This window comes from Agrobacterium sp. 6Ca8, assembly GCF_055382765.1.
Genome location: NZ_AP026433.1, coordinates 925529 through 943992 on the forward strand (window position 1 = coordinate 925529; position 18464 = coordinate 943992).

General features: G+C 58.3%; 15 protein-coding genes. 8 read left to right on the plus strand and 7 right to left on the minus strand.

The features are described from left to right. From argC to ACZ5A6_RS04665, 5 genes are all read right to left on the minus strand, one after another. Positions 1 to 933: an N-acetyl-gamma-glutamyl-phosphate reductase gene (argC, locus tag ACZ5A6_RS04645; protein WP_019565461.1), complete on the minus strand. Its 933-nt coding sequence runs from the start codon at positions 931 to 933 to the stop codon at positions 1 to 3. A gap of 71 nt (positions 934 to 1004) precedes the next feature. Further along, the gene (gene speB / locus ACZ5A6_RS04650; protein WP_111789283.1) at positions 1005 to 1958 is read right to left on the minus strand and encodes an agmatinase; all 954 of its coding nucleotides are present in this window, start codon (positions 1956 to 1958) and stop codon (positions 1005 to 1007) included. Between the two features lie 131 nt (positions 1959 to 2089). After that, positions 2090 to 2557: a 30S ribosomal protein S9 gene (gene rpsI, locus ACZ5A6_RS04655; protein ID WP_003512631.1), complete on the minus strand. Its 468-nt coding sequence runs from the start codon at positions 2555 to 2557 to the stop codon at positions 2090 to 2092. 2 nt (positions 2558 to 2559) lie between these two features. Then, positions 2560 to 3024: a 50S ribosomal protein L13 gene (gene rplM, locus ACZ5A6_RS04660; protein WP_003512633.1), complete on the minus strand. Its 465-nt coding sequence runs from the start codon at positions 3022 to 3024 to the stop codon at positions 2560 to 2562. Between the two features lie 251 nt (positions 3025 to 3275). Beyond that, positions 3276 to 4112 (minus strand): EamA family transporter, encoded by an 837-nt coding sequence (locus ACZ5A6_RS04665; RefSeq protein ID WP_174061450.1) that lies wholly within the window; start codon positions 4110 to 4112, stop codon positions 3276 to 3278. 883 nt (positions 4113 to 4995) lie between these two features. Between ACZ5A6_RS04665 and ACZ5A6_RS04670 the strand changes: the two genes are divergently transcribed. The 3 genes from ACZ5A6_RS04670 to ACZ5A6_RS04680 all read left to right on the plus strand — a co-directional run bounded on the left by ACZ5A6_RS04670 (position 4996) and on the right by ACZ5A6_RS04680 (position 7171). Then, positions 4996 to 5430 carry a CoA-binding protein gene (locus ACZ5A6_RS04670; protein WP_025593243.1) on the plus strand — a complete coding sequence of 145 codons (435 nt, stop codon included), beginning with the start codon at positions 4996 to 4998 and terminating at the stop codon, positions 5428 to 5430. Positions 5431 to 5503: 73 nt separating this feature from the next. Further along, the gene (locus ACZ5A6_RS04675) at positions 5504 to 6787 is read left to right on the plus strand and encodes an O-acetylhomoserine aminocarboxypropyltransferase (protein WP_035198148.1); all 1284 of its coding nucleotides are present in this window, start codon (positions 5504 to 5506) and stop codon (positions 6785 to 6787) included. A gap of 15 nt (positions 6788 to 6802) precedes the next feature. Beyond that, complete coding sequence (locus ACZ5A6_RS04680) at positions 6803 to 7171, plus strand: cupin domain-containing protein (protein WP_111803643.1); 369 nt, start codon at positions 6803 to 6805, stop codon at positions 7169 to 7171. Positions 7172 to 7229: 58 nt separating this feature from the next. Here the strand turns inward: ACZ5A6_RS04680 and ACZ5A6_RS04685 are convergent, their stop codons facing one another. Both ACZ5A6_RS04685 and ACZ5A6_RS04690 read right to left on the minus strand, forming a co-directional pair. Next, complete coding sequence (locus ACZ5A6_RS04685) at positions 7230 to 8483, minus strand: cytochrome P450 (protein ID WP_162706736.1); 1254 nt, start codon at positions 8481 to 8483, stop codon at positions 7230 to 7232. 85 nt (positions 8484 to 8568) lie between these two features. Beyond that, a complete protein-coding gene (locus tag ACZ5A6_RS04690) occupies positions 8569 to 9816 on the minus strand; it encodes a GGDEF domain-containing protein (RefSeq protein WP_174061449.1) in 1248 nt (415 codons plus the stop codon). Positions 9817 to 10271: 455 nt separating this feature from the next. Here ACZ5A6_RS04690 and clpP point away from each other — a divergent pair, with 455 nt between their 5' ends. The 5 genes from clpP (at position 10272) to ACZ5A6_RS04715 (ending at position 18424) form a co-directional block, all read left to right on the plus strand. Beyond that, entirely contained in the window at positions 10272 to 10904 is a 633-nt protein-coding gene (gene clpP / locus ACZ5A6_RS04695; protein WP_003496491.1) for an ATP-dependent Clp endopeptidase proteolytic subunit ClpP, read from the plus strand. A gap of 291 nt (positions 10905 to 11195) precedes the next feature. Further along, positions 11196 to 12473, plus strand: coding sequence for an ATP-dependent Clp protease ATP-binding subunit ClpX (gene clpX / locus ACZ5A6_RS04700; protein WP_003512644.1), 1278 nt, complete (start codon positions 11196 to 11198; stop codon positions 12471 to 12473). A 412-nt stretch (positions 12474 to 12885) separates the two neighbouring features. After that, positions 12886 to 15303: an endopeptidase La gene (lon, locus tag ACZ5A6_RS04705; RefSeq protein ID WP_003512645.1), complete on the plus strand. Its 2418-nt coding sequence runs from the start codon at positions 12886 to 12888 to the stop codon at positions 15301 to 15303. A gap of 288 nt (positions 15304 to 15591) precedes the next feature. After that, a complete protein-coding gene (gene hupB / locus ACZ5A6_RS04710) occupies positions 15592 to 15867 on the plus strand; it encodes a DNA-binding protein HupB (RefSeq protein WP_003496481.1) in 276 nt (91 codons plus the stop codon). Positions 15868 to 16225: 358 nt separating this feature from the next. Then, a complete protein-coding gene (locus ACZ5A6_RS04715) occupies positions 16226 to 18424 on the plus strand; it encodes an esterase-like activity of phytase family protein (protein ID WP_464111057.1) in 2199 nt (732 codons plus the stop codon). Positions 18425 to 18464: the final 40 nt, after the last annotated feature.

Below are 18464 nucleotides of genomic sequence, written 5' to 3' on the forward strand. Positions count from 1 at the left end.
TCATGCCGAGAGCATCAGCTCCATGTTCTGGACAGCCGCACCCGACGCGCCCTTGCCGAGATTGTCGAGAAGCGCGACGAGATTGATGTGTTCGCCGCCCGGCGTGCCGAAGACGAACAGCTTCATCGTGTCCTTGCCCGCCAGTTCCTCGGCATCGATGCGGGACAGCCCCTTGCTTTCGGCAAGCGGAACGACGCTGACGATGTCCTGTCCGGCATAATGGGCGGTGAGCGCGGCATGCACGGTCTCGATGGTCGCGCCATCCTTGAGGTCGGCGGCAAACAGCGGAACCTGCACGATCATGCCCTGCGGGAAGCGCCCGACGGAGGGTGCAAACAGCGGCGCGCGGTCCAGCTGGCCGTGAATGGTCATTTCCGGCACGTGCTTGTGTGCAAGCGTCAGGCCATAGAGGAAGTTGTTGGCACTGATCGCATCGTCCCTGCTCTGATCTTCCATCTGCGCGATCATCTGCTTGCCGCCGCCGGTATATCCGGACACGGCGTTGACGCTGACGGGATAACCATCGGGCAGAATGCCGGCGGCGCGCAGCGGACGAAGAAGGCCGATCGCGCCGGTCGGGTAGCAGCCCGGATTGGCGACGAAGCGGGCGGAACGAACCTTTTCGCCCTGTTCCTTGTCCATTTCGGCAAAGCCGTAAGCCCAGTCCTTATGGATACGATAGGCGGTCGAGGTGTCGATGATGCGGACATTGTTGTTGCCTGCCACCATGGTGACAGCTTCTCTGGAAGCATCATCCGGCAGGCAGAGAATCGAAATGTCGGCGTTGTTGAGCATGTCCTCGCGGATAGCGGCGTTGCGGCGCTCGGCTTCGGGAATGGACAGCAACTCGATATCGCGGCGACCAGCAAGGCGCGTGCGGATCTGCAGACCCGTTGTGCCGTGTTCGCCATCGATGAAGATCTTCGCTGTCATGTCCTTGTCCTGACTTTTCAGAGGGTTGCGAGTGTAATCGGATTCAGTTTGCTAAGCGCCCGGGCGTCGGTTCAGCCGGCCTTCGCCAGCCGCTCGGCGCGCAGGCCAAGCATATACATTGCAACGGTCGCTCCGGCAATGGCAGTGATATCAGCATGGTCGTAAGCGGGCGCGACCTCCACCACATCGGAGCCGCGAATATCGAGCTGGCCGAGTCCGCGAAGGACGGACAATATCTTGGCGCTTGTCGGCCCACCGGCCACAGGCGTACCGGTTCCGGGCGCGAAGGCTGGATCGAGGCAATCGATATCGAAGGTCAGATAGGTGGGCATGCCTGCCGTGTGCTTGATGATCAGCGAGGCGACGTCGCTCGCCCGCATCTCCTCCACCTCGTAACCGTGGAGAATGCGGATGCCGAAATCCTCAGGCGCATGGGTGCGAATGCCGATCTGGATGGAACGATCGGCATCGATCAGACCATCGCGCACGGCGCGGGCCACGAAGGAACCATGGTCAATGCGTTTACCGTCGTCGAACCAGGTATCCTGATGCGCATCGAAATGCACCAGCGCCAGCGGGCCGTGCTTTGCCACATGCGCCTTCAGCAGCGGCCAGGTGATGAAATGGTCGCCGCCAAGCGTCAGCAGATAATCCGTCTTGGAGATGATCTTGCGCGCTTCCTTTTCGATTGTATCAGGCGTTTTCCAGTGATTGCCGTAGTCGAGCAGGCAGTCGCCATAATCGATGGTCGGCATATGGGCGAAAAGATCGCGGGCGAAGGGATATTGCGGGTCGTTGTCGAAAATCGCGGAGGCGCGGCGGATCGCCTGCGGCCCGAAGCGTGCACCCGGCCTGTTGGATGTCGCCGCATCGAAGGGGACACCCCAGACGGCCGTCGATACGCCCTTGAGGATCTTGGTATATTTGCGCCGCATGAAGGAGAGGACGCCCGCATGGGTCGGGTCGGTCGCAGCCGATGTCAGCGTTGCTGCGGTGAAGGCATGGTCGATGGTTTTTGATGGCATTGATCACCCCATTGCGGTTTGCGCTGAGGGTGCTGTCTTCTCGCCGAAAAAACAAGGAGGATAGCAATGAAAAAAGGCGGAGCCGAAGCCCCGCCTTTTCGAAGTTTTGAACGAACGGTTCTGGGAAGCGATTAGCGCTTGGAGAACTGGAACGAACGGCGGGCCTTGGCCTTACCGTACTTCTTACGTTCGACAACGCGGCTGTCGCGGGTCAGGAAGCCGCCCTTCTTCAGAACGGCGCGCAGGCCCGGTTCGAAGTAGGTGAGGGCCTTGGACAGACCGTGACGAACGGCACCGGCCTGACCGGACAGACCACCACCGGCAACGGTAGCGATGATGTCGAACTGGCCCGTGCGTGCAACGGCAACGATCGGCTGCTGAAGGATCATCTGCAGAACCGGACGTGCGAAATACGTGGTGAAATCGCGGCCGTTGATGATGATCTTGCCAGAACCCGGCTTTACCCATACGCGGGCAACGGCGTTCTTGCGCTTGCCGGTCGCGTAGGAGCGGCCGAGAGTGTCAACCTTGCGGACGTGCACGGGAGCAGAAGCTTCCGATGCAGGGGCGAGGTCTTTCAGAGAGGAAAGATCGGCCATTATCAGGCGCTCCTTACGTTCTTCTTGTTGAGCACGGCTACGTCGAGAACGACGGGCTGCTGTGCTTCGTGCGGGTGGTTCGAGCCGGCGTAAACACGCAGGTTCTTCATCTGACGACGGCCGAGCGGGCCGCGCGGGATCATGCGCTCGACGGCCTTTTCAACGACGCGCTCCGGGAAGCGACCTTCGATGATCTGGCGAGCCGTACGCTCCTTGATGCCACCCGGGTGACCGGTGTGCCAGTAGTACTTCTTGTCGGCGTACTTGTTGCCGGTGAAGGCAATCTTTTCCGCGTTGATGACGATGACGTTGTCGCCATCATCGACGTGGGGGGTGTAGGTGGCCTTGTGCTTGCCGCGCAGGCGGGTTGCAATGATGGTGGCGAGGCGACCAACAACGAGGCCTTCGGCGTCGATGATGACCCACTTCTTCTCCACCTCAGCAGGCTTCTGAACGAAAGTAGACATGGATTTCACTTTCTAACGTGGACCCGTCATCCTCTTTTAAAGTAAGAGCATACGGGCGTTTCTTGTTGCTTGGTTTGGTCACCCGAAGGCGACCGCAAATGACCATATTCCCTTTGGAATCCGATCTGGCGCGCTTATACGGTGTGCTGGATGAGGCGTCAATATGACGGATTTTGCTGACTGTAAAAATAAATAAATAAAAACAATGGTTTACTTATGTGGTATTATTTTACCCCATAGATTTACCTGTTTCATCCCAGCCGCATGACCAGAACACCCGCTGCGATGATGCCGCCAGCGAGATAACGCCAGACGCTGGCGCGTTCTTTGAGGATGACGACGGAGATCACCAGCGCAAACAGAATTGAGGTTTCGCGCAGCGCCGCGACGACGGCGACGGGGGCCTTGGTCATGGCGTAGAGCGCCAGCCCGTAGGAGAGGATGGAGCCGCCGCCGCCGATCAGGCCGCGCCACCAGTTTCGCCGCACATGCTGCGCAACGGCGCTTACGCCGCGCTGGTAAAAGGCGAAACCAAAGAGGAGGACGGGCGGCAGAAGCGACATCCACAACGTATAGGAAATCGCATTGCCGGAAAGCCTTGCGCCGACACCATCAACGAAGGTGTAGGAGGCAATCACGAAGGCGTTGATGAGCGCGACAATGATCGCCTTTCCGCCGCCGCGCCGCGCCTCGAAAGCAAGCGTCAGGATGCCGCCGGAAATGATGGCAATCCCGGCAAGCGCAAGCGGGCTTAAAATCTCGCTGAGAAAAAGGCTGCTCGTCGCTGCGACGATCAGCGGCGCCACGCCACGCATGACGGGATAGACGAGGCCGATATCGCCGATCGTATAGGCGGCGGCGACTAGGCGGAAATAGGCAAATTGCAGAACGGCCGAGGCGATGAGAAAGGGAATGGCTACCGGCGCAGGAAACGGCAGGAAGGGCAGGAAGGGTAAAGAACAAGCTGCGGCGCCCGCCGCGATCAGCGAGGCGTCCAGCGACTTGTCGGATCCGGACTTTACCAGCGCATTCCATCCGGCATGCAATATCGCGCCCAGAAGCACCAGAATTAGAATGTCAAATGTCACGATAGAGACTCGCTCATGGGCTATTCCAGGCAACCTACAGCATCGGCTTGAAAACCGGAATCCATTTTCCGTGGTGGCTGTGGGAGACGCAAATCCTCCTGTCGTAAGCGGTTGCTTCTTTGCGGATTATGACGCGTGTCAAGTTTCGGGTCTGTGCGTGTTGCGGGATGGAGTGGGTAACTGTGCGAGAGGCGATATGCGGCCGTGCTCACGATTTCATCAGCAGGACATACGCGCCGATACCGGATGCACAGCTTATGGTTTTGCTGTGGAACGTGTTTTTCGCAAAAATGCGACCGATTGCGGCGATTATTCCTGCTCAAAATTGCCCATATCCAGAAGATAAAACTGTATCAATCAAGCGAGCACATGCAGGCTCAAAATGAAAAGAAGTTTCAATTCATTACTGAATGGCTCGCTACAACGTTACAGTTTTACCTATAACTTGATTTACAGAATAACTTTCTGAAAATTAGATACGCCTAATGCATCGGTGAACGGAATGAAAACAAACAGGAGACGAAGGGCGCATAAGATGCACGCAAATGTTGTTTCAGCAAATATTCATCGAAATGTATGCTTTTGAAAAACTGGATAAAAATACTCAGCACAACGCCGCTTAAGGTGTTTTTGTGAAATCATTTTGCGCAAACTAGGTGTACTTTCGTGACACCACGAGTCCGGCTTGTTCAATATTTTCATTCGGGCGGGGGTTCAAGAGAAGGATGAGGGTTCCTAGATCTAGGAAAGCGGCCGCAAAAAAGCGGTGCGAAAAGCTCGTCCGCGGATTTATGCGGGAGAGGCAATTCTCGCTGGGCCATTGAGCGTCGAGCCGGCGCATGAGGTCCTTGAACCGCGCGATATGGCAGAGGGAAAAGTTGACATGCAGCATGATACCTATGAACCGGATTACCTCAGAAAAATTCTGACGGATGTCAGGACCATCGCCCTGCTTGGCGCCTCTCCCAATCCGGATCGGCCGAGCCACGGCGTCATGCGCTTTCTGCTGTCCAAGGGTTACCGCGTGTTTCCGGTCAATCCCGGTCAGGCGGGCAAGGAGATATTGGGGCAGAAGGTGTATGCGCGGCTTGCCGACATTCCCGAACCCGTTGATATGGTCGATGTGTTCCGGGCGCCGGAATATTTGTCGGCAATTGTCGAAGAGGCGATATTGCTGCCGCAGCGGCCATCGGTGATCTGGGGCCAGCTTTCGGTCAGAGACGACAATGCGGCGGCCAAGGCCGAGGCCTACGGCATGAACGTGGTGATGGACCGTTGCCCCGCAATTGAGTATCCGCGTCTCAATATTGTGCGATAGTTGGTACGGATTGGACTTATCATTTGGCGGCAAGGCATTATGATCCCTCCAAAATATCATTGGAGGAAACATCATGCCGAGCAGCAATCCCGGGTTCTCAACGTTGGCCGTGCACGCGGGCGCACAGCCCGATCCGACCACCGGTGCGCGCGCGACGCCGATCTACCAGACAACGGCCTATGCCTTCCGTGACGCCGATCACGCAGCCGCGCTGTTCGGATTAAAAGAGTTCGGCAATATCTACACGCGCATCATGAACCCAACCCAGGCGGTTCTGGAGGAGCGTGTCGCAGCGCTTGAAGGCGGCACGGCGGCACTTGCCGTTGCATCCGGTCACGCCGCGCAATTGCTGGTCTTCCACACATTGCTGCAACACGGCGACAATTTCGTCGCGGCACGCCAGCTTTATGGCGGCTCCATCAATCAGTTCGGCCACGCCTTCAAGGGTTTCGACTGGCAGGTGCGCTGGGCCGATGCGGCTGATCCGGCCAGTTTCGAACGGCAGATCGACGACCGCACACGCGCCATCTTCATCGAAAGCCTCGCCAACCCGGGCGGCACATTCGTGGATATCGCCGCGATTGCAGATGTCGCCCATCGTCACGGCCTGCCGCTCATCGTCGACAACACCATGGCAAGCCCCTATCTGTTGCGGCCGCTGGAGCATGGCGCGGATATCGTATTGCATTCGTTGACGAAATTCCTCGGCGGCCATGGCAATTCCATGGGTGGCATCATCGTCGATGGCGGCACTTTCGACTGGTCGGCCACGGATAAATATCCGTCGCTGTCGCAGCCCCGCCCAGAATATTCCGGCGTCGTGCTGCACCAGACCTTCGGCAATTTCGCCTTCGCGATTGCCTGCCGCGTTCTTGGCTTACGCGATCTCGGCCCTGCGATCTCGCCCTTCAATGCCTTCCTCATCCTCACAGGCATAGAGACCCTGCCGCTGCGCGTTCAGCGCCACTCCGACAATGCGCTGGCCGTCGCCAAATGGCTGAAGGCGCACCCCAAGGTCGGCTGGGTGCATTATGCCGGGCTGGAGGACAGCGACAACTACGCAATCCAGCAGCATTATTCGCCAAAGGGCGCTGGTTCCGTCTTCACCTTCGGCATCAAGGGCGGTTATGCCGCCGGCAAGGCGCTGGTGGAAGGTCTGCAACTCTTCTCCCATCTCGCCAATATCGGCGATACACGTTCTCTCGTCATCCACCCGGCTTCCACGACACATGCGCAGCTGACACCGGAACAGCAGACGGCGGCGGGTGCCGGACCGGATGTGGTGCGCCTCTCGATCGGCATCGAGGATGTCAAGGACATCATCGCCGATCTCGAACAATCGCTTGCGAAGCTCTGAGAGACCGGGGTCGTCATGACGAATTTTCTCGCATTCGAAGATACACGAACCGCTACGGCCGGTGATGTCGAGGCGGAGGTGGAGCACAGTGCACCCGCACCGGAAAGGCTGATTTCCGGCGACCCCAAATTCACCACGTGGAATCTGGAGGAAGCGCCCGGTGGCATCTATGCCGGCATCTGGCAGTCGACACCCGGCAAATGGCGGGTGGTCTATGACGAATGGGAATATTTCAACATCCTCGAGGGTCACTCGATCCTGACGGAGGATGGCGGATCCCCGCGCGACCTGAAACCGGGCGACAGGCTGGTCCTGCGGCCGGGCTTCAAGGGAACCTGGGAGGTCATCGAAACGACCCGCAAGGATTATGTCATCCGGTTGTAGGGGCCGGATGATTTCTATTGGTCCATCGCCGGGATAAAGGTTGTTCCCGGCGTGGCTGTCACCAGCTGAGATCGAGCCGTTCCAGACCATGGAAGTGATAGACGTCCTTGACCCTGGGTGGCTCGGCAATCTTCAGGCCCGGCAGTCGCTTGAAAAGCAGAGGCAAGGCTAGGTTCAGCTCCAGTCTTGCCAGCGGCGCGCCAATGCAGAAATGGATGCCGGCGCCGAAGGAGACGTTGGCGCCTTCGTTTCGGTCCGGCCTGAATGCCAGGGGATCGGAAAACTTGGCCGGATCGAGATTGGCGGCCGCCAGAATGAGGCTGACCTTGTCGCCGCGTTTGAATTCCACGCCATCGATCTCGACCGGCTCCAGAACCCAGCGCTGGAAAATATGGACGGGCGCGCAGATACGCAGCGTTTCTTCCACCGTGCGTTCCGTTGCCGTCTCGTCGTGGAAAAGTGTGTCAGGCGCAATGCCGCTTTCCAGAATGATGCGCACGGAATTGCCGATCTGGTGCACCGTCGCCTCGTGCCCGGCGTTCAACAGAACGATGGTGGTCGAGATCAGCTCGTCGTCGGTCAGATACTGGCCCTTGTGCTCCGTATGGATCATGTGGCTCAGCAGATCGTCTTTCGGCTCCGCCCGGCGCTCCGCGATCACACTGCGCACATAGTCTGAAAACTCATGTGCGGCCCTGTCGGCCAGAAGCTCGTCCTCAGGCGTGCGCTTGAACATGTACATGCCGACATAGGCATGTGACCATTTCAGAAGCTGCGGCCCCATTTCCTCGGGAATGCCGATCATGCGCGCGATCATCGTGACCGGGATGATATCGGCATAGGAAGAGAGCAGTTCCGTCTCGCCGTTTCGTTCGAAGGCGTCGATCAGCCGGTTGGCGAGTTCCTCTATTTCCGGCTTCATCTTGTCGACATGCCGCGACACGAAAGCGCGGTTGATGAGGGTGCGCAGCCGTGTGTGTTCCGGCGGCTCCAGCTCCAGAAGCGAGTGCTGCTCTGCGGCGTCGAAATGCTTCACATGTTCGAGCGGCTCTGCCAGACCGATCTCCTCGCGGCTCGCAACATGCAGGATCTGCCGTCCGAACCGGCGGTCGCGCAGGAGGGCGCTGACATGGTCATATTCGGTGAAAAACCACTGCCGCTGCTCTTCCCAATAGAAAGTGGGACATTGGGCATGCAGGGCAGCATAGACCGGGTTCGGATCGTTGTAGAAAGCCGGATTGCGGGCATCGAGTGAAACACGACGCGTGGCGGGATCGATTTTGAGAAAGGGAAATGTCGCTGTCATGTCCATGGTTTATTCCGCGCGCCGCACTTTGGGAAGGGCGGGAAAATGCCGTTCCGTGTGTTTATCCGCATGTCACTGTGCGGTTACTTTGTCACCGGTTGGCGATGGCCGCTATCCGGTTCAGCGCCGCAACCTGCCGGTTGGCATTGTTGTCCATCGGGTTTTCGTTCCGGTCCGGAGAGGGGACGACAACATTGGCTGAATTGACGTGGATCACGGTGCGGTTGCGGCCGGCCTTCTTGGCCGCGTAAAGCGCGCGGTCGGCCTCCGTCATCATCACGCTCAGATCCGCATCCTTGATCATGGCTTCGGATATGCCGACGCTGGTCGTGACCTCGATGTTTTCGCCGCGTGCGCTGATCTTGGAAAGGCGCAGGTTGCTGCGGATGGCTTCCGCAAGCGTCACGGTGCTGGAGGGGCTTTCCACTTCGGCGACGAGCGCGAATTCTTCGCCGCCCATCCTGACGAACAGGCCGCGCTCACCGATGACCCGCTGCGCCATATTGCAAAAATGCACAAGCACCGCGTCTCCCGACTGATGGCCGTATTTGTCGTTGATCTTCTTGAAATGGTCGATGTCGAACAGCGCCAGCGCCACGTAACGGCTGGAGCCGGGCGACCTTTTTTTGATGTGTTCGAACTCTTCAAGCAGCCCTCGCCGGTTGAGGACGCCGGTCAGGTGGTCGGTCATGGCCAGCCGGTGCAGGCGGGTTTCCGTGTCTTCCATGATGATCTTGGCGCTCATCATGACGATGATGGTAAAGCCGAGAATGCCTGAAAAGGCGAGCGCTGCCGTCAGCGGAATGGCGTTGGGGGCGGCGGCGTTGACGGGAATGACGATGGACGCCACGAGCGCCCCGCAAAATGCCTGCACGATGAAGGTGGCCGCCAGCACCTTGCGGCTGAATGATGCGCGTGCCTTGCTGGCCAGAAGAATGCCGGCCAGCATGAAATAACCGGTGGCGGCACAGATGTGATAGAGCAGGATGCGCGGGACCATGTTTTCGCGTACGGGGCCGATCAGCATGCCCGCCACCCATAACAGCGGCGGAATGGCGATCCAGCCGGCGGTCTTGCGCTGTTCGAAGGACAGGACACCGGCGAGCCAGAAACTGAAGGCCGAAAGGGCAAGCGTATTGCCGACTTCGATCGACAGGAAGTTGGGAATATCGCCGCGCAGCGCCACCATCACCGTGCCGGCGCTCGTTGCGGCAAAACCGGCGGCGAAATAGATATTGTGCCGGCGGGCAGGGCGGTGCAGCCACAGGGTTCCCAGCAGCAGGGCAAGGGTCAGCGTTTCCGACGCCCAAAGCAGCATGCCCGTCTTTGCATCCAGCATTGCAAAATCCTATCTGCGCTATCATGCCGTAAAAGCGGTTCGCGGCACGATGTGCGCAATGCCCGCCGAATTGGTGGAGATGCCATTTCGCCTCAAAAGAGGCTCCCGCCCCCTGACGGGAAACCGGAAATTCGCGGGCGTAGTATCAGCCGCAAATACCTAACGAGTTCTTGCCAGTGAGAAGTTATATCTGGGCAACACACCGGTTTTTGCGTTTGCGGTTTGCTCCTGTTAAAAAATAATGAGTGCGACAGAGAATGGTCCGGTTGGCATCGGCTTGTCCATAGCCGTTACCCCGCGGGTGGAAAACGCCCGTAAACGCTGTTGAGCCGTTAAGGATATGCGGCTTCGTGTCTTGAAGTACCGGGCAGGGACACTCTATGTAGGGAGAACGAAGGTTAGAAGTGATTCCGGAGCGGTTTTCCGCGAAGGGCAGAGTTTGACAAAGGACGGACATGAAAAATCCAGTTGATACCGCCATGGCTCTGGTGCCGATGGTCGTAGAGCAGACCAATCGCGGCGAACGCTCCTATGACATATTTTCCCGTCTTCTCAAGGAACGCATCATTTTCCTCACCGGACCGGTGGAAGACCAGATGGCCTCGCTCGTCTGCGCGCAGCTGCTTTTCCTCGAGGCTGAAAACCCGAAGAAGGAAATCGCGCTCTACATCAATTCGCCGGGTGGCGTCGTGACCGCCGGCATGGCGATCTACGATACGATGCAGTTCATCCGTCCTGCCGTTTCGACGCTTTGCGTCGGCCAGGCCGCATCCATGGGCTCACTGCTTCTGGCTGCTGGCGAAAAGGGAATGCGTTTCGCAACTCCGAACGCCCGCATCATGGTGCATCAGCCCTCCGGCGGCTTCCAGGGGCAGGCTTCGGATATCGAGCGTCACGCCCGCGACATCATCAAAATGAAGCGTCGCCTTAATGAAGTCTACGTGAAGCACACCGGCCGCACGCTGGAAGAGGTTGAAAAAACCCTTGATCGCGACCACTTCATGGATGCCGACGAGGCCAAGGACTGGGGTGTGATCGACAAGATCCTCACCTCGCGCCAGGAAATGGAAGGCGCCGCCGCGAATTAAGGCGCGACGCTTTTTGACGGTTGTTTAACCCCGCAAAGTAATTTCGGGGCTTTCAACCGCAACAGAAAGCGATATTAGTATATATAAAGGCTGTGTTGAATTTTTATGACGTGGCCTTTGGTTTGATGGGGAATTCGTTGCAGCCGGTTGTCAGCTCATGTATCTGATACCGGTTAGTACCCCGGGAAACGAGGCGGATACGGCGATGCACCCAAGGGCGGCCGTATCGGCGGGCGGTAAGTTGACCGCGATCCGTTTGGCGGACCTGCGGCGTGCTGGAAGGAAAGTGATATGAGCAAAGTCAGCGGCAGCAACGGCGGCGACTCTAAGAATACACTCTATTGTTCATTCTGCGGCAAGAGCCAGCACGAAGTCCGGAAACTCATTGCCGGACCGACGGTATTCATCTGCGATGAATGCGTCGAATTGTGCATGGACATCATCCGCGAGGAGAACAAGACGTCGATGGTGAAGTCGCGCGAGGGTGTTCCAACCCCGCAGGACATCATCAAGATCCTCGACGAATACGTCATCGGTCAGAAGCAGGCGAAAAAGATCCTGTCGGTGGCCGTTCACAACCATTACAAGCGCCTCGCGCACGCCTCCAAGAATGGCGATGTCGAGCTTGCGAAGTCGAACATCATGCTCGTCGGTCCGACGGGTTGCGGCAAGACCTATCTTGCCCAGACGCTCGCCCGCATCATCGACGTTCCCTTCACAATGGCGGACGCAACGACGCTGACCGAAGCCGGTTATGTCGGCGAGGACGTGGAAAACATCATCCTGAAGCTGTTGCAGGCTGCGGATTACAATGTCGAGCGCGCCCAGCGCGGCATCGTCTATATCGACGAAGTCGACAAGATCTCCCGCAAGTCGGATAACCCGTCCATCACGCGTGACGTGTCGGGCGAGGGCGTTCAGCAGGCGCTTCTGAAGATCATGGAAGGCACGGTCGCTTCCGTTCCGCCGCAGGGCGGCCGCAAGCATCCGCAGCAGGAATTCCTGCAGGTGGATACGACCAACATTCTCTTCATCTGCGGCGGCGCGTTTGCCGGCCTGGACAAGATCATCTCGGCCAGGGGCGAAAAGACCTCGATTGGCTTCGGTGCGACCGTCAAGGCGGAAGACGATCGCCGCGTTGGCGAGGTGCTTCGCGAACTGGAGCCGGAAGATCTGGTGAAATTCGGTCTTATTCCGGAATTCATCGGCCGTCTGCCGGTTCTGGCTACGCTGGAGGACCTTGACGAGGATGCGCTGATCCAGATCCTGTCCGAGCCGAAGAACGCGCTGGTCAAGCAGTATCAGCGTCTGTTCGAGATGGAAGATGTGGAACTGACCTTCCACGAGGACGCGTTGCGCGAGATTGCCCGCCGGGCGATTACCCGCAAGACGGGTGCCCGCGGTTTGCGCTCGATCATGGAAAAGATCCTTCTGGATACCATGTTCGAACTGCCGACGCTGGAAGGCGTGCGCGAAGTGGTGATCTCCAACGATGTCGTCAGCGGCATCGCTCGCCCGCTCTACATCTATGCGGATCGTCAGGAAGAAAAGGCCAATGTTTCGGCTTGATTGACCGATCCGACGCTTTGATGAATTCCAAAGGCCCGCACTCGTGCGGGCCTTTTCTGTTGTGGCAGGTGCGAAACTTGCCGCTAACTTGGAGTAACCCGATTTTGCGTTTGGAGCGGATTGCGCTTTGCTGATAAAGTCTTAAAACTGATTTGCAGCGCGATATGACGGAAATGTGAATTACCGTCGGCGACCCGGTTCCTGATCCTGTGGGATAACCGGAAATGTCGGGAGTAATAGCCGGCGCTGTATTTGTTTGAATTTTACGGCCGTGCCGTTGCGCGGGGTCGTCCCTTCCGGTGACTTGAAATCGGCGTTCCGAAACTCCACTTTCAGTCTCGAGAAATGAATATGCCGGACGCCCCAAGACGTCAGGCAAAGTGTCCTGAAAGGGACCATGAAAGGAAATGATATGACGAACATCACGTCTGCGGCATCCGGCGGTATCTATCCGGTACTTCCCCTGCGCGACATTGTCGTTTTCCCGCATATGATCGTTCCCCTGTTCGTCGGGCGGGAAAAATCCATTCGCGCTCTCGAAGAGGTCATGGGCTCGGACAAGCAGATCATGCTTGTTACCCAGATCAACGCCAGCGATGACGATCCGTCCCCGGAAGCCATCCACAAGGTCGGCACGGTCGCTAACGTTCTCCAGCTTCTGAAGCTGCCCGACGGCACCGTGAAGGTGCTTGTGGAAGGCAAGGGCCGCGCCCAGATCGAGGCCTATACCGACCGCGAGGATTTCTACGAAGCGTCTGCGACGCCGCTGCAGGAGCCTGCGGAAGACCCGGTTGAGATCGAGGCGCTGTCGCGTTCCGTCGTTTCGGAGTTCGAGAGCTATGTGAAGCTCAACAAGAAGATTTCGCCCGAGGTTGTCGGCGCTGCCGGCCAGATCGACGATTATTCGAAGCTGGCCGACACTGTTGCTTCGCACCTGTCGATCAAGATCACCGAAAAGCAGGAAATGCTGGAAACCGTCAGCGTGAAGCAGCGGCTTGAAAAAGCGCTCGGCTTCATGGAAGGCGAAATTTCCGTGCTTCAGGTCGAGAAGCGTATCCGCTCGCGCGTCAAGCGCCAGATGGAGAAGACGCAGCGCGAATATTATCTGAACGAACAGATGAAGGCGATCCAGAAGGAGCTCGGCGACGGCGAGGATGGCCGTGACGAGATGGCCGAACTGGAAGAGCGCATTGCCAAGACCAAGCTTTCCAAGGAGGCCAAGGATAAGGCCGAGGCGGAAATGAAGAAGCTTCGCCAGATGAGCCCGATGTCTGCGGAAGCGACTGTCGTGCGCAACTATCTGGACTGGCTGCTCAGCCTGCCCTGGGGCAAGAAGTCGAAGGTCAAGGTTGATCTCAACAGCGCCGAGGCGGTCCTCGATCAGGATCATTTCGGTCTGGACAAGGTCAAGGAACGCATCGTTGAATATCTGGCCGTGCAGGCTCGCGCTTCGAAGATCCGTGGCCCGATCCTGTGCCTCGTCGGTCCTCCCGGCGTCGGCAAGACTTCGCTCGCCAAGTCGATCGCCAAGGCGACCGGCCGCGAATATGTGCGTATGGCGCTGGGTGGTGTGCGTGACGAGGCGGAAATCCGCGGTCACCGCCGTACCTATATCGGCTCCATGCCGGGCAAGATCGTTCAGTCGATGAAGAAGGCCAAGAAGTCCAATCCGCTCTTCCTGCTCGACGAGATCGACAAGATGGGCATGGATTTCCGTGGCGATCCGTCTTCCGCACTGCTGGAGGTGCTCGATCCGGAACAGAACTCCACCTTCATGGATCACTATCTTGAGGTGGAATACGACCTGTCCGACGTGATGTTCGTGACCACGGCCAACACGCTGAACATTCCAGGTCCCCTGATGGACCGTATGGAAGTGATCCGCATCGCCGGTTATACGGAGGACGAAAAGCGCGAAATCGCCAAGCGTCACCTGCTGCCGAAGGCGATCAAGGAACATGCCCTGCGTCCGGAAGAGTTCTCGGTCAGCGATGACGCTCTGATGATCGTGATCCAGCAGTACACCCGCGAGGCGGGCGTGCGCAGCTTCGAGCGCGAGTTGATGAAGCTTGCGCGAAAGGCCGTGACCGAGATCATCAAGGGCAAGGTCAAGTCCGTGGAAGTCACCGCAGCCAATGTCCCGGATTATCTGGGCGTTCCGCGGTTCCGCCACGGCGAGGCCGAGCGTGAGGATCAGGTTGGTGTCGTCACCGGTCTGGCATGGACGGAAGTCGGCGGTGAGTTGCTCACCATCGAAGGCGTGATGATGCCCGGCAAGGGCCGCATGACGGTCACCGGCAACCTCAAGGAAGTGATGAAGGAATCCATTTCGGCAGCGGCATCTTATGTCCGCTCGCGCGCCGTGGACTTCGGCATCGAACCGCCGCGTTTCGACAAGAGCGACATCCACGTTCACGTTCCGGAAGGGGCTACCCCGAAGGACGGACCGTCTGCCGGTGTTGCCATGGCAACCGCCATCGTCTCCATCATGACCGGTATCCCGGTCTCCAAGGATGTGGCGATGACGGGTGAGATCACGCTTCGTGGTCGCGTGCTGCCGATCGGCGGCCTGAAGGAAAAGCTGCTTGCGGCGCTTCGCGGTGGCATCAAGAAGGTGCTCATCCCGGAAGAAAACGCCAAGGACCTGGCGGATATTCCTGATAATGTGAAGAACGAGATGGAGATCATCCCGGTGTCTCGCATGGGTGAGGTCATCAAGCACGCGCTGCTTCGCATGCCCGAGCCAATCGAGTGGGACGGCAGCATCGAAACGCCTGTTATCGCAACTGTCGACGGTGTCGACGAGGGCGGACAGACGATCGCACATTGATTGCCACGTCGTTGTGAAAGCCAGAATCGGTTTTCGCGACACCTGTGCATAGATTCAATGTGTTAGATGCCGAAAGGCGCGATGCTTCTTTGATGCTCGCAGAACTGGTGCGAAATTGGCACGTTTAAGGGAAAGGCCGGCAGAAATGTCGGCCTTTTTTGTGAAAAACCCCGCAGACCCCTTGTTTTTCAGGCGATTCCAGCGCTTTTGAGTTGCTGCGCGCGGATACAAACGTATTCTGCGCCGGCTTAATTTGAGTCGTTTCAAACCATTGAAAGGGGTGGAAACATGAACAAGAACGAGCTCGTCTCTGCTGTTGCCGAAAAGGCTGGTCTCACGAAGGCAGATGCTGCTTCCGCTGTTGATGCCGTATTCGAAACCGTACAGAACGAACTGAAGAGCGGTGGCGACATCCGTCTCGCTGGCTTCGGCAGCTTCTCCGTAAGCCGTCGTGAAGCCTCCAAGGGTCGTAACCCTTCCACGGGTGCTGAAGTCGATATCCCGGCTCGCAACGTACCGAAGTTTTCCGCAGGCAAGGGCCTGAAGGACGCCGTCAACTCGTAAGGTTTCCGAAAGGCCGTGACGTTCGGCGGCGGGCGGGCGGCTTTTCAGGTTCACGAGGAAACATGTTTTGACGCCCTGACGCCATCATGCCGGCACGTAAACCGGGCGGCTTTTCGAATTGCTTTTTCGGATGGCCCTTTTTTCGAACCGGCAAGATGTACTTGAAAGTAGGAGAGCGCGCCTGTGTAGCCTCCATCCGGTCACACGGCGCTCTGATACGCGGAATGTGCGCACGAACAGGAAAGCCCGGCCTTCATGGTCGGGCTTTTTGATTCCTCCGACAGGAAATGTCATGCCGCTGTCATGTCTCTGACGCAGAAGCCATAGGGTGTTTTTTTGGATCCAAGGGGGATTTATAATGGCGTTCCGACTTTCTCAGATGGCTTTGACTGCTGCTCTGCTCACGTCCGCGGCCTTTCCGGCTGCTGCCGAGCCGGTTTTCAACCGCATCGCATCTTTCCCGGTCGTAAAGAACCTGCCAGCGGACAAGGACGCGAAGGCCGTCACCTCAGCTGAAATCGTAACCGCCAGCGAAGATGGCAAGACGCTGGTCTATTCGGACAGCCCGCTTGGCGGCATTGGTTTCGTTGACATCACCGACGCGAAGGCACCCAAGGCTGGCGGCGCGTTGCTGCTGGAAGGCGAACCGACCTCGGTTGCCGTTGCTGGCACCAAGGTTCTGGCCGGTGTCAACACGTCCGAAAACCGCGCCAAGCCGTCCGGCAAGCTGGTGACGGTCGATATCGCCACCAAGAAGATTGAAGCGAGCTGCGATCTCGGCGGCCAGCCAGATTCTGTCGCAATTTCCCCGGACAAGACCTTCGCCGCCATCGCGATCGAAAACGAACGCGATGAAGAGGTGAACGAAGGCGCCCTGCCACAGATGCCCGCCGGTTATCTGGTGACGGTCGGTCTGAAGAACGGTGTTGCTGACTGCGCGACGCTGAAGAAGATCGACGTGACCGGCCTTGCCGAAATCTCCCCGGAAGATCCGGAGCCGGAATTCGTCTCGATCAATGCCAATGGCGAGATCGCGCTCACGCTGCAGGAAAACAACCACATCGTCATCATCGACGGCAAGACCGGTACGGTAAAGACGCATTTCTCCGCTGGCACGGTTGATCTGGAAGGCGTCGACACGAAGACGGACGGCCAGATCAAGTTCACCGACAAGCAGGAAGGCCGCAAGCGTGAGCCAGATGCCGTGAAGTGGCTGGACAATGACCGCATCGTCATCGCCAATGAGGGTGACTGGCAGGGCGGCGCGCGCGGCTTCACCATTTTCGACAAGACCGGCAAGCTTCTTTATGAAGCCGGTGCCACCCTTGAGCACGCTGCCGCCAGCATCGGCCACTATCCGGAAAAGCGTTCCAAGGCCAAGGGCATCGAGCCGGAAGGTCTGGAGGCGGCAACCTTCGATGGCCAGAAGTACTTCTTCGTTCTTGCCGAGCGCGCGTCTCTCGCTGCTGTCTACAAGGATACGGGCGGCACACCGGAACTGGTCCAGCTTCTGCCCTCGGGCATTTCGCCCGAAGGCGCCGTCGCCATTCCGTCGCGCAATCTTCTCGTCACTGCCAACGAAGCCGATCTCGTCGAAGATGGCGGCGCTCGCTCGCATGTCATGATCTATGAACGCGCAGAAGGCCAGATTGCCTACCCGCAGCTCGCGTCCGCCACCGTTGACGGCGCACCGATCGGCTGGGGCGCGCTCTCCGGTCTGGTGGGCGATGCTGAAAAGCCTGGCATCCTCTATGCCGTGTCCGACTCGGTCTATGGCAACCAGCCGTCGATCTACACCATCGACGCAACGAAGAAGCCCGCCACCATAACCAGCGCCCTGCGCATCAAGCGCGACGGTATCGCAGCCCAGAAACTCGACATCGAAGGCATTACGCTTGACGGTAAGGGCGGCTTCTGGCTGGCCTCGGAAGGTGACAGTGCCAAGCTCGTGCCCCACGCACTCTACAATGTCAGCGCCAAGGGCGAGATCAAGGCTGAGATCGCTCTGCCGAAGGAACTGCTGGCTGGCGAAACCCGCTTCGGTTTCGAAGGCGTGACCATGATCGGCAAGGGCGACAACGCGACGCTGTGGATGGCCGTACAGCGCGAGTGGGGCACGGACGAGAAGGGTGTCGTCAAACTCGTCTCCTACAATCCGAAGTCCAAGGAATGGGGCGCCGTGCGTTACCCGCTCGACAAGACCGAGGCAGGCTGGGTCGGCCTTTCTGAAATCGCCGCACAGGGCGACTATGTCTATATCGTCGAGCGCGACAATCAGGTCGGTGACAAGGCAAAGATCAAGAAGCTTTACCGCGTCGCGATCGCTGACCTGAAGCCGGGCAAGATCGGTGGCGAACTGCCGCTGGTGGCCAAGCAGGAAGCACATGATTTCCTGCCGGACCTCAAGGCCCAGACGAATGGCTATACCGTTGACAAGCTGGAAGGCTTCACCTTCGACAAGGCAGGAACGGCCTATGTCGTCACTGACAATGACGGCGTCGACGGATCTTCCGGCGAAACGCTGTTCTTTACCGTCGATCTAAAGGCGATCAACTGATCGGTCCGAATAGAATCGCAAATGAGAAAAGCCGGGCATA